This is a genomic window from Mesorhizobium sp. Arg314, from assembly GCF_053714275.1.
The window spans coordinates 1-12,213 of the sequence record NZ_JBSKBP010000044.1 but is presented as its reverse complement, the minus strand read 5'-3'; the positions used below and the strand labels follow the sequence as shown (position 1 = coordinate 12,213).

Below are 12,213 nucleotides of genomic sequence, written 5' to 3'. Positions count from 1 at the left end.
AGTGATGCCTTGACCGCCGCACCCGCGCCCAAAGAACGCGATCGGTGCTTACAAAGCACTGACGCTGAGGTCTCGGGTCTCGGCCGAGGGCTATGGTGTCAAGCCGACGCAGTCGGGCAGCAAAGGACAACGCTGTCCGCTCGAATGTGCAGCGAGTGCACCAGCTCGTCGTTCGACCCCAGTTGCACTCAGCGTCGCTGGCGATATCGTTCATTTTGCGATTCGTCGCCTGGAGGATCTATGCGTCAGCAGACAAAGCCGTTCGTCGTCGAGAAGAAGACGTCCCGAAAGTTCAAGACCGACCAGAAGACATCGCTCTGGGGGAAGTTGGATTTGACGCTGCGGCAGGATCTTGCAGCGCAACGAGATGTGCGCGAACAGAGGGCCGCTGCAGGGGACATCACAACGGGCCGGGACTCGTAGAAGGGAACATCACCTGCGATACTGCGGCTGATGGCCCAATGCCTCGACTGGCGAGATGTTGGCGTTCGCGTATCGTGGGTTTAGGCCCGGCTTGCGATCATCGCCGAAAACAGCGGCACGGCAAGCTCTGCGAGGCCATCTTTGGCGCCAGGAAGGCTGGCCGCTTCATCTGGTGTTGCTGGTTGCCACCGCCGAACTCCGGGCCAACATCATACAGCGTCAACGGCTCATAGTCGGGATAGATATTGGCGGTCGTCAGGAACCAAAGACGCCGGCCGCGGCTGGTTGGTTGTTGTTGGCCATAATGTTTCCTGTGGAGGGCAGAGAGGGGTGCTGGCGGACTAGTCTTTCGGCGATATTCTAGCCATTCATCAATATTGATGTGGCAGGAGCACCTCCAAATGGTCAAGAAGCCACCGGCAAAGAAAACAGTGTTTCGCAATTCAAAAGACGGTCAGTTTGTTAGAAAAATACGCAGAAAACATCCTGTCACCATAGAAAAGGAACGGCATTGCGGTCAAATGGCCAGAAAAAAGAGCAGTCTTGATGCGTGGATTGGTCGTATCTCCACCAATTCGCGTAGATGGCGGAAGCGTGTATTTGGCATCTTCAGGCCTTGACCCGCAAGAGATGAGATCTAACCTACTTTTCTGGGACAGGTTAGATTTCCCAGCTCAAAACATGATTGCCTTTGGACTAGATGCAGACGCACAATTCTTAAAATCGGCAGGCGTCCTACAGCGCACCGTGGTCGGCATCTCCGGAGGTTCGATGGGCGATGTCCTCCGCGCGGCCCATGTAGGGGCGTTTCGTCTTCTAGACAAAAACGAGCCCGGCCAATGGAGCATTGCCACTGGCGAACGATCCCTTTCGTTTGCATCGAACGATATCGATGAGGGCCGAGGTGTACTCGTAAAGTTGTACAACGCGATACCCGTTCCAAACAAAGACGCTTCCCTTGTCGACATTCTTGAGTTTCGCGAGAAGCGCCGGTCGGAATTGCTTGCCCTTCGCCACCACCTTGAGAGTGTCTATCAGCGAGTTATTGCCGCAGGGGATGGTCCATTGGCCTGGAATACCGAGGTGGAGCAACTGCAGAAGGCTGTCGCTGATCATCTCAAGGCCGGGCGCGAAGCGCCCTTTAAGCTACGGCTGGCCGACATAAGCGCCAGCCTTAACCTCATCTCGATTGGGGCTGGCGCTCTCTCTGCGTATTGGATGGGCCTCCCGCTCATTCCTGGTATGATAGCTGGTGCTGCCGCCGGGCTATCTTTGGAAGTCGGCGGGGCGCTCAAGGGGCGGGAGGCCGTTTCTACGCCGTTCAAGTACGTCTCGTCGTACCACAAATAGATTTTTTAGCCGAGGTCGCGGAATAGGCATGCTGCTCCGTAGGCGGCCAGAAAAGCCACCGCAAGCTTGACTGTCATTGTGAGCTCCTCATGCGGCAATTCGCATGGCGGCCTCGGCGGGGCGGCGGTCGGCCGCGGCTGCTTGGTTGGTCATATTGCTGTCCTGTGAATTGTGGGTACGACCGCATTGCGTGGTCTCATTTGCTCAATCCCCTCTTATCACCGTATCGCCGCAGGACTGCGGCGATGCACGGCTCATGCTGTTCTAGATTATTATCATAAAATGGCGACCGAGGGTCTCTCCGTTCCGCCTCGAGTTCGTCGCGATAGTCCGCCCACAACTGCAGCAATGTGGCGTCTTGGTCCTAGGGGTTGATGGCCCAGCCATCAGACTACCCTTACCCCAACCCCGTCTGCCGTAACTACATCGGCTATAGCGGGAGCTTCCCAATTCGGCGTGCCTGAAGGCATCACCATTGAAATGCGCGGCAGCCAAATCGCGGCTGAAGCCCTCGTCGCTCGGCTTCACTTTCTCGCCGTCGTCCCACTGCTCTCCGGTCTTATCGCTCATCCAAAGCGCCATTGCGGGGAATCCTTACGAATAGAGGAGGTTGAGACCGGTCACGGCTCCCGCCGCAACAGCGGTCGTGTCCGCGTCGGCTGCCGCCCCAGTTAGCGCGTAGACGATGATGATGTTCGCCGTGGTCAAAACGTCTCGACCTCGAGCCACCTCCGAGAACCCGGGTCTGCGCCGTCTTACCACATCAGGCGCTCGCCTTTTGCGGTTGGCTGAAGGTATTGTCAGGGCGCGGCAGACCGAAATGGTCCCTCAGCGTCGCCCCCTCATAGTCGTGCCGGAAAAGTCCGCGCCGGCGCAAGATCGGCACCACCTCCTCGGCGAACACGTCGAACCCGCCCTGCAGATAGGGCGGCATGACATTGAAGCCGTCCGCCGCACCATTGTCGAACCATTCCTGGATGTTGTCGGCGATTTGTTCGGGCGTCCCGGCCTGCACCCAATGCCCGCGCGCGCCGGCGAGGCGGTGCAGCAACTGGCGGATGGTTGGATTTTCGCGCTCGATGATGTCAAGCACGACATGGAAGCGGCTGCTCGCACCGCGCTCGCCCTCGACACTGATGAGCTCGCGCGGAAATGGGCCGTCCAGATTGTAGCCGGAAAGGTCGGCGTCTACGATGCGGCGTAGCTGGTGAAGGGAATATTCGGGCTGCGTCAGCTCATTGAACTCGTCATGCAGTGCCCGGGCTACCGCCTCGGTCGAACCGATGAACGGGCTGATGCCGGGCAAGACCTTGACGTGGTCAGGGTTGCGGCCAACCGACTTCACCCGCGCCTTGATGTCGGCATAAAATTCCTGCGCGTTGCCGAGAGTCTGATGGGCTGTGAATATCGCCTCGGCATAGCGGCTTGCGAACGACCGTCCGTCTTCCGATGAACCCGCCTGGACGTAGACCGGACGCCCCTGCGGAGGGCGCGGAAGCGTGAGCGGACCCTTCACCCGATGATATTTGCCGATGTGGTTGACCGGGTGGATCTTGTCGGTGTCGGCAAAGATGCCGGACTCGCGGTCCGAGACGAGCGCGTCGTCCTCCCAACTGTCCCAGAGCTTGGTTACCACATCAACGAACTCGCCGGCGCGCTCATAACGGTCGGCGTGGGTTGGATGTCGGTCAAAGCCGAAATTCAACGCTGCGGACTCGTCACCCGTCGTGACGATGTTCCAACCGGCGCGCCCACCGCTCAGATGATCAACGGAAGCAAACAGCCTGGCCAGGTTGTAGGGTTCGTTGTAGGTGGTCGAGGCGGTCGCGATGAACCCTATTCTTTCCGTTACGGCGGCGAGCGCCGAAATCCAGGTCAGCGGCTCCAGCCTGAAGCGGCTCGCGTAGCGGATGTTGTCGGCGAGCGCGGGCCCGTCGGAAAAGGACAGCGCGTCGAACTTGCTCGCCTCGGCCTTCTTCGCCAGTTCCTGATAATAGGCGATGTCCAGCACTCTATCTGGGGCGGAATCCTTGTAGCGCCAACCGGCCTCATGATGGCCGCCAGGATAGATGAAAAGGTTGAGATTCAACTGTCGTGATTTGGCGGGCATATGTTGGTCCTCCTGGGTGGTGAGGCTGAGCGAGAAGTCTTGGGGCCCTCAGACCGGCAGCACAGGCCTTGTCTCGACGCCGAGATGACGCAGAAGTTCGGAGCGGATCTCGCCGAACCGGCGGTAGCCATGATCGCGTGGCCTGGGGATATCGATGACGATGTCGGCAGCGATGCCGCCCTTGTCGAGCACCAAGACTCGGTCCGCCAGCGTCACAGCTTCGTCCACGTCATGAGTGACCAGCAGCACGGCCGGCTGGTGACGGGCGCAGAGCTGGCGCAGCAGATCGTGCATGCGCAGGCGGGTCAGCGCGTCGAGTGCGCCGAACGGCTCGTCCGCAAGCAGCAGTTCAGGATCACGAACCAGCGAGCGCGCCAAGGCCACGCGCTGCTGCTCGCCACCAGACAGTTCAATCGGCCATGCGGTCTCGCGGCCGCTCAGGCCAACCTCTTCTAGAGCTATCCGTCCGCGTTCGGCGGCATCCGGCAGGTCCAGGCCAAGAACCACGTTCTCCAGCACGCGTTTCCACGGCAACAGTCGGGCATCCTGAAACACCACCGATTTCTTATCGGGTGTATCGAGCCGGCCGGACCCGGAGACGTTGTCATCGAGGTCGGCGAGCGCGCGCAACAATGTACTCTTGCCTGACCCGCTACGGCCGAGAAGGGCAACGAACTCTCCCTTTTCGATGTCGAGGCTGAGGCCGTCCAGAATGGTCCGCGGCCCGAAACTCCTCACGAGGCTCTCGACCCGCACCAGCGGCGCGCCGCTCAATCCGCCAAGGTGCGATGCCATGACAGCGACCTTTCTTGGAAGAGCCGGACGATGCCGTCGCAGCCGAGACCGAGCAACGCGTAGACGACGAGGCCGACGATGACGATGTCGGTCTGGCCGTAGTTGCGCGCCAGATCGATCATATAGCCGATGCCGCTGGTGGCATTGACCTGCTCGACCACCACCAGAGATAGCCAGGCATAGGTCACCGCCAAACGCAGGCCGAGGAAGAAGCCAGGAAGGGCGCCCGGCAGGATGACCTCACGGATGAATTCGCCGTAGCCCATTCGTAAGGTCTGGGCCAGTTCGACATAACGGCGGTCGATGCTGCGCAAGCTGCTGTGGGTCTGGATATAGATCGGGATCAGGACAGCCAGCGCGATGGTCGTTACTTTCATGCCTTCGCCGATGCCGAACCACAGCATCAGCAGCGGGATCAGCGCGAGGGTCGGTATCGCCCGCTTGATCTGAACGGGGCCGTCGATGATGGCCTCGCCAAGCCGCGACAAACCTGAAATGAGGGCGAGGGTGGTCCCGATCAGGACGCCGAACACCAGCCCCTGTGCCGCCCGCCAGGCAGATGTCATCAAATGAACCTGAAGCTTCCCTTCGGCGATGAGATCGATGGCCGTGCCAACAACCGACCAGGGCGTCGGCAGCGTTCTTGGGTCGATCAGGCCGGCGAAACTGCCGATGGACCAGATCATGAGAAGAAGTGCGGGCCCGATCAGCGCGCCGAACGGGATCGCTCGCCCAAGCGCAAGACGACGCCTCGTCGCGGTCTTGCGGGCCTGTACAGCGGGCGTAATCACCCCCCTTTCATCCGATGCGTAGGGAATGGGAAGTGCAACCGCGGCGGTATTTGAGATTGCGTTCATCTGGGTCGTCTCCAGTCCGGGAAGCGGGCGTCAGGACGCGTTCAACGCATTTGCGGCGATCGTCTCGAAGCGCCTGTCGAAAAGGTCCTCGGCCTTGATCCTAGGCCTGTCCAGTTCCCTGGCCAGGAGATCGATCGTCGCCTGCTGGCGCGCGATCACATCGTTCCAGTCCGAGGGAATGTCGAACTGACCGTCGGCGTCGACGAGATACTGGCCATCTTCTGCGTTGAGACCTTGGGTGGCGACGTAGTAGCCCGCGATCCACTCCTTGGGATGTTCCTGCACCCATCGGGTCGCAAGAGCCCAGTAGCGCACATATTCGCCGAGAGCGGCAGCTTTGGCCGGGTCGTCAAGCACGGCCTGTGGAGCATAGAGATGGGCTGGATCGTCGCGCAGGCCGTGTGGGATGGTGGTGGCGCCGTCGGCGCCATACTGGTGGAGATAGTGCTTGACGAGGACACCCCAGATCGGTGCGACGTCGACTTGCTTGCTGGCAAGTGCCACCGGATAGGCATCACCCTTGCTGGGCAATTCGATGAGAGTGACATCCTCTTTTTTAAGGCCTGCAGCCTGCAGCACCCTCAGCACCAGCGCGCCTTGTGCCTGACCAGGGCTGAAGGCGATCCGTTTGCCGCGCAAATCCGCGAGCGTCTTGACCTTGACGCCGGGCGCAATGCCGAGTTGATAAATCGGGTGCGCAACCGGTTCTTTGCGGAACTTCGCGGCAATGATCTTGACCTTGAGGCCCGTCCAGGTCGCGTGGATAGGCGGGATGTCGGCGACGGATCCGACGTCCAGCGCGTTGGCGCGAAAAGCTTCGATTGTCTGTGGGCCGCCGCTGATATTGGCCCATTCGACCTTAAACGGTAGTTGATTGATCAGTCCGGAAAGCTCCAGCGCCCTCTGCGTCTCGGGATCGCCGATCCGAAGGACAGCGCCTTCCGGAATTTTGGACGGCAGCTTACCCGCGCCCGGACTGCCCGCCTTGGCACCGAAAGGGGCGGAAGAAGCAACCAAGGTCACCGCAAAAGCCGCCACGAGGGCGCCAAATTTCCTTCTCGAAAATCTCTCCACAGCTAACATCCTCGTCTTGCTCCTTGGAAATGGCTCACGAGGTCCAGTATGTCTATCAATTATGTAGACGATAAAGTATCGGATGCTGTTCTTAGCTGCCAGAGAGAAACGCTGTTCGTCTCCAATGCTCATTTGGGGCACGCGTCCCTCAAAAAGGCGGAGGGTCCGCCGCAAGACCGCCGCTGTTATAGCGAAGATAGGAGAAAGGGGGTTCCGCCTGGCCGCCGGGGAACGAGGGGCGAGGCTGCCCATCGCTGCAACAGCATGATTTCGCGGCTACATCCGTGAAGGGACGTTCTAGGCTTCTTCATACTTTGGCCGTTCGCCAACCGGCCCACATGCTTCCCATTCGGAGCAGAAGCCCAGGGTTTTTGTACGCATAGGCCACGTAATATTCCTTGACCGGCACGCGACAAATATGCTCGCCCCGGTCGTTGACGTTTCCATTGTGTCATAACCTGCCTTGCGCCCTGTGGGGCTCGCTCCATGACGTCCACAGGAGTTTGAGCGGCAGCCGCGGTCGGTCGTCGGCCGCGACATAAGGCGGCAGACGAGATCCCAATCAGCGCTAGAACGATTGCAAAACGGGCTTTGAGAAGCGTGCGCCACCGTGCTGTTCGCCCTTTACGCCATGGCTGAATCGCATTCCCATCACCATCACTCCGTAGGGGAGGATGCGTTGCCGCGGCAAAAAGTTCAGAGGTCGCGAGCGGCAGGGAGGAGGCCAGATTTTAACCTTGCTTTTTTGCAGATGACTTACGACCAGCGGTGTTGCGGCCAAGACCAGCGGACTTTGCAATGTCGGACCGATGAGCGGCATAATTGGGCGCCACCATCGGATAGTCAGCGGAAAGTCCCCACTTTGCTCTATATTCGCCGGGTGTCAGAGCGAAATGCGTTCTGAGATGCCGTTTTAGCGACTTGAGCTTCCTTCCGTCCTCTAAGCAGACGATATAGTCGGGGAACACGGACCGCCTGCGGTTGACCGCCGGAACGAGGTCAGGCTGTTCGGGAGCAAACGGCTGTACAATCCCCCTCAACGCAGAATTCACGCTGGCGATCAAGTCCGGAAGAGCGTCAACAGGCATCGCGTTGGCTCCGACATAGGCCGACACGATATCCGCCGTAAGAGCCGACAAATCCACAGTTGACAGTTCAGTTTTCTCGTCATCGACGGTCGGCGGCCCGACATTATTCTCTTCAGCGGCTGTCCGTTCGGCGTCCTGCTGCTCGACTGGTGACTGTTCAGTATTATCCCCGTCCACCGTCGTCAGTTCTGTATTGCTCTTAATCACAAATATTCTCCTTGCTTTTTTGTTCTGCGTAACGATTCAAACGTTCGATGGTCCAATACGCGTGGTGCATGGGGACAACACGCTGTACGAGCAGGTCCCAAACTGGGGACCATTCCCTTGGCCAGCAGGGTCGCTGTCGCAATCCGCGCGGCCGGGAAAATCGCTCGACCGAGGGATCTAGGGGTCGGGACTGTGATTGCTGCCTTTCGAAGCCCACGTTGCCCTAATCCGATCACTGACTTCCAGGTAAGCCATCTCGACCAAATAGGTCAGGAGGCTCTCTCCGTCTGCCTGCGCTGTTTGACGAATTTGCCTCAACATTGCCTGGGCATAGTGCAAGTTCTGCAATTTTTTGGACTGTTTCACTGGCATTCCCGCTTCCAAACCAGTTGCTCCTGCAAGACCACTGAAATCTCGATCTATCGACCTGACAGCGATTAGGGCTTTTGCTGCATATCCGAGTCTTCATCTTTGCCGACCGGGCGGAACGCGACGGGCATACGGCTGGGAGCTCTCTTGAGGGGTGATCTCATGGTAGAACTATCGGTTTCTACTGTTTGACCGGCATTTTGATGAGGAATGGCTTACGGCGACATTCGCCAGATTGATCGTTCCATCGGGTGATTGACGCGGCGCCGAGCGATACCGGTTTGGGTCTCTTGGGAATCCTTGGCAAGCGGTCGAACCGGCGGCTGGCCACCATGAATCGTCCGACCGGTCCGGAGGGGCAGTGGCCCGTCTTGTGACGGACGGTCTGCACCATCGCGTAAGCCAGCATGACCAGCGAGACGTGGCGATGCCACCCGTGCCAAGAACGGGTTTCGTTATGTTCGAGACCCAGTTCGCTCTTCGCCGTGCCGAGGCCTTCCTCGGCGATCTTGCAACATTGCTGGACTGCAAAGAGTGTTTCGATTTCGGTTCCTGCTGGAGACCATGTTGAATAGTACCGGAAAGCGTGGTTCGCATCGCGCCGGATCAAGAGCCCTGCAGTCCAGAGCCCAGAACGTGCGTTGTCGTATTCCGCGACATCCAGGTCAGCGAAGGGGCAGTAAGCCCAAGTTTCAGAACCTTGCGGACCCTCTTCTAGAGGTAGGCTCCGCCACTGAGAGGGATGGACGGATCGTGCGATGTCGTCGGCCGTCCCGACCTGCTGGGAAAAAGCGGGGCGGGTGAGGAAGAAATTGTGGCTCGCGCTAACGCCAACCACGTAGCCCTTGCACCAGCGCCGCAGAGCCATCTCAATGTCGACACCCCAGACGTGATCAACCGCTATCCAGCTTAAAGGTATGTCGGCAGCGACGGTGCGTGCGATCACGTCCAGCGCCATGCGGGACTTTGTTGTGAAAGTCGCGCCCGTAGGCACGTGGGCCCGCGCCAAGCGGGCGGAGTCTTCCGTCCAGGCCCTCGGAAGATACAGGGCGCGGTCAATGAATGCATGCCCGTGCCTGGACACATAAGCCGCAAACAGGCCGATCTGGCAATTTGCCATCTTGCCCGTCGAGCCGTTGATCTGCCGCGCTACCCCACAGGACGTCTTGCCCTGCTTGATGAAGCCCGTCTCGTCTATAACGAGGACTGCGTCGCTGTCGGCCAGTGTTTCGAGCGCATATTTACGCACGATGTCCCGCAAAGCGTCTGCGTCCCATTTGACCCTTCCGAGAATGGCCTGTTGGCGCCAGGGTCCGGGGTCGCCCGCAGCCTTAGCTCTCATCCAGCCGGTCTTGCGGTGCTCGTCCCGGAGCAGGCCTTCAAGGAACAGACCGGCCGAAGTCGCCACTCGTTCCTGAGGGAAAAGCCCCCTGATGCGCGACTTCACTTCGCGAAGTGACGCGTCCAATATCCCTAATGTCGTTTCAATCGATTCAACCACTACCAATAACCCCGCCTTTGCCGCCCAGCACGGAACCGAAAAAATGAGTAATTCACCTATGAAACGCAATTGTAATACTGTTCTGTTTCTCCATTGTTTTTTACCGATAACAGTGACGCCATAGCGACGATTTTGGCGAAAGACAATTCTCACATTATCTTGTTCAGAACAAGCTTGACTCAGCAAATCGTGATTGCGATAAGGGCGCTGCAACCCAAGGCTCAAGCATCGCCACGAAGGATGGATATGATAATGGCGGCTGAGTTCACGCAAAAATATTCTAAGTAAGTAATAATCGTTGGATAACTTTGATCATGTAGTCGGCTATATGTGACGGATACGACATACAAAAGGTGGCAACCTGAAATTTTGCACTAACGCGCATCAATGGCCTTGAATTTCCTTCTGAGATTCAGAAGTAGCATGTATAGCTGCGAATAGCGCCTAACGCGTAAGAGGGTTTCTCTGGCGCGTTAGGCCTAACGCTATATTTGTTGGACACAAGTGGTCAAACCTTACGCTTGGTACCCGGCGCGGAACCCGTTGCGGTCACTCCGCACGGTGGCTAATTTCGCGTTGCGATGGGGAGCGGGTTCTCATTGTTTCAGATTGAGATAGAAGAAGTAATTGCGATCACGCCAGCGGTCACTGAGGCGGTCGCAGAACTGGTGAGGCAGCTGTCATCATCAGCCAGGATGCCTAGCAAGAGTGAACTTGAAGAGATTGTGGGTTCTCCGGCCACCGTCGTCTTGGCCGCACGCGCCTCCGAGAAGATTGTCGGTATGCTTACTCTTGTAGTCTTCCGCATTCCAACAGGGGTGCGCGGAATTATCGAGGACGTAGTCGTTGATGAGGCTTATCGCGGACAAGGAATTGCCGAAGCCCTCACTCGCGAGGCGCTCGCTCGGTCAGGAGCCGCGGGAGCGAGGACCGTCGATCTGACTTCCCGCCCATCCAGAGAGGCTGCAAACCGACTTTACCGAAGGCTTGGATTTCAGAAACGCGACAGCAATGTATATCGCTTCTCGCTCGGAGAAGGAGGGCAGTAACCTTGGCCCTAAGTATATCCGAATAAGGAAATCAAATGATCACGGTTTGGAAAGTGGTCGGCTTGCGCAAGTTTAGTCAGCCCAACAGAGAACCTTTCCCAAGCTCAAGCTTGCGGGGCGGTCACCAATAGCAGATGCTGGCAACACCTGCCGCTAACGCCCCCAAGTGGGCTATTTTGCGTTCTGCATGTTTCATAGACCTGTCACACATTCCCGATACCAGAATGAAAATTCCATTGCTCTGCTCTTACCAGCCAGAGCCAATGAATCAGCTGAAAACGCTCAAGATTATGACGTTCGCACCAAGCCGCGAGCATAGGATGGAAGCGCTGCTGGAAAGCCTGATCCGGGGCTATGGACATGTCATCGCGGTGCTTCAGCCAGCTATGCAGCTCAGACGAGCGCTTTTCACAGTGGGCAGGCTTCTCGCCGTCAGCCTATCCAAAGGAGGTGAGTTTGGTGGATCCGGCTGACATATATTTCGATCTTTTCAAGCGCAACATGGATACAAGACGCCTGATCATCCTTGCGGCGCTCGGTGCCGTGCTTGGTTTCGGAGCCTGGTTGATCGAACGAGACCAGACTAAGGGTGAAATGCTGCGCCCGCTTTGGCAACTGTCCAGTTGGACTTGGCCTGACTACCTGGTGCTTATCGGCCTTACGGCCGCCTTCGTTGTCAGCTGGAGCCTCTATTTTTTCATGTTGTCGAAGATTGATGCCGTAGTGATTGACACGCTTGCCGATCTGCAGGAATTGGCCGGCCTTTCCGCCGACCAGCATAAAGCCATAGGGAGGCGGCTAAATATTGGCTCCAAATGGCTGCCTTTTGCTCTCTCTACCCTCATCTACCTGGGCATCGTGATTTTATAGGTGTTACTCCAGACGGGACCGTTCCAACAGGAGCAGGGCCATTTTGGCCGCGGAGACGGTCTAATCAAAGGCGAATCCCCGGGGGTCCCGCTCTGTCACGGCTTGGCTCGCCAAGTAAGATCAGTACTTCCCGCCGCTAACGCGCAGCAATCAATCCAGGCAGCAACATGAAACATGAAATGACAACCTTCGATCTTCACCGTCGGTTTGCCGCCGAAGCCTTGGGCACGGGCCTCCTGGTCGCCACGGTCGTCGGCTCCGGCATCATGGCCGAGACGCTGACGCATGATGTGGGGCTGGCGCTGCTCGGCAACACGCTGGCGACCGGCGCCATGCTGGTGGTGTTGATCACCATCCTCGGACCGATCTCCGGCGCGCATTTCAATCCGGCCGTCTCGCTGGTGTTCTGCTTGAACCGGAGGCTGCAGGTCCGGGATTTCCCCGTCTATCTGGTGGCGCAGGTCGTCGGCGGCATCGCCGGGACGGTCGCCGCGCATCTCATGTTCGCCCTGCCGGTTCT

General features: G+C 58.3%; 12 protein-coding genes and 1 pseudogene. 7 read left to right on the top strand and 6 right to left on the bottom strand.

The window, feature by feature from the left end; all coding sequences use genetic code 11:
* Positions 1-240 precede the first annotated feature (240 nt).
* From ACWGS9_RS28950 to ACWGS9_RS28940, 3 genes are all read left to right on the top strand, one after another.
* Positions 241-423, top strand: a complete 183-nt coding sequence (locus tag ACWGS9_RS28950; RefSeq protein WP_454508448.1) for a hypothetical protein — start codon at positions 241-243, stop codon at positions 421-423.
* A 401-nt stretch (positions 424-824) separates the two neighbouring features.
* Positions 825-1,043, top strand: a complete 219-nt coding sequence (locus ACWGS9_RS28945) for a hypothetical protein (protein ID WP_454508473.1) — start codon at positions 825-827, stop codon at positions 1,041-1,043.
* Entirely contained in the window at positions 970-1,773 is an 804-nt protein-coding gene (locus ACWGS9_RS28940; protein WP_454508447.1) for a DUF6236 family protein, read from the top strand. Before ACWGS9_RS28945 ends, ACWGS9_RS28940 begins: the two co-directional genes overlap by 74 nt.
* Positions 1,774-2,536: 763 nt before the next feature.
* On the opposite strand, the gene ACWGS9_RS28935 is transcribed toward ACWGS9_RS28940, so the two are convergent.
* From ACWGS9_RS28935 to ACWGS9_RS28910, 6 genes and pseudogenes are all read right to left on the bottom strand, one after another.
* Entirely contained in the window at positions 2,537-3,883 is a 1,347-nt protein-coding gene (locus tag ACWGS9_RS28935) for an LLM class flavin-dependent oxidoreductase (RefSeq protein WP_454508446.1), read from the bottom strand.
* Positions 3,884-3,931: 48 nt separating this feature from the next.
* Complete coding sequence (locus ACWGS9_RS28930) at positions 3,932-4,678, bottom strand: ABC transporter ATP-binding protein (RefSeq protein ID WP_454508445.1); 747 nt, start codon at positions 4,676-4,678, stop codon at positions 3,932-3,934.
* Positions 4,654-5,535: an ABC transporter permease gene (locus ACWGS9_RS28925; protein ID WP_454508444.1), complete on the bottom strand. Its 882-nt coding sequence runs from the start codon at positions 5,533-5,535 to the stop codon at positions 4,654-4,656. The genes ACWGS9_RS28930 and ACWGS9_RS28925 overlap by 25 nt, the downstream gene beginning before the upstream one ends.
* Before the next feature lie 30 nt (positions 5,536-5,565).
* A complete protein-coding gene (locus ACWGS9_RS28920) occupies positions 5,566-6,618 on the bottom strand; it encodes an ABC transporter substrate-binding protein (RefSeq protein WP_454508471.1) in 1,053 nt (350 codons plus the stop codon).
* A 722-nt stretch (positions 6,619-7,340) separates the two neighbouring features.
* Complete coding sequence (locus ACWGS9_RS28915; RefSeq protein ID WP_454508443.1) at positions 7,341-7,904, bottom strand: Ros/MucR family transcriptional regulator; 564 nt, start codon at positions 7,902-7,904, stop codon at positions 7,341-7,343.
* A 724-nt stretch (positions 7,905-8,628) separates the two neighbouring features.
* A pseudogene (locus ACWGS9_RS28910) lies at positions 8,629-9,780 on the bottom strand (IS701 family transposase); the annotation flags it as partial.
* A 593-nt stretch (positions 9,781-10,373) separates the two neighbouring features.
* Between ACWGS9_RS28910 and ACWGS9_RS28905 the strand changes: the two are divergent.
* From ACWGS9_RS28905 to ACWGS9_RS28890, 4 genes are all read left to right on the top strand, one after another.
* Complete coding sequence (locus tag ACWGS9_RS28905) at positions 10,374-10,823, top strand: GNAT family N-acetyltransferase (protein WP_454508442.1); 450 nt, start codon at positions 10,374-10,376, stop codon at positions 10,821-10,823.
* A 224-nt stretch (positions 10,824-11,047) separates the two neighbouring features.
* On the top strand, positions 11,048-11,296 hold the full coding sequence (locus tag ACWGS9_RS28900; protein WP_454508441.1) for a hypothetical protein: 249 nt from the start codon (positions 11,048-11,050) through the stop codon (positions 11,294-11,296).
* On the top strand, positions 11,283-11,693 hold the full coding sequence (locus ACWGS9_RS28895; RefSeq protein WP_454508440.1) for a hypothetical protein: 411 nt from the start codon (positions 11,283-11,285) through the stop codon (positions 11,691-11,693). The genes ACWGS9_RS28900 and ACWGS9_RS28895 overlap by 14 nt, the downstream gene beginning before the upstream one ends.
* 179 nt (positions 11,694-11,872) lie before the next feature.
* Positions 11,873-12,213 (top strand): aquaporin (locus tag ACWGS9_RS28890; protein ID WP_454508439.1); only part of this gene is annotated, 341 nt, incomplete at its 3' end.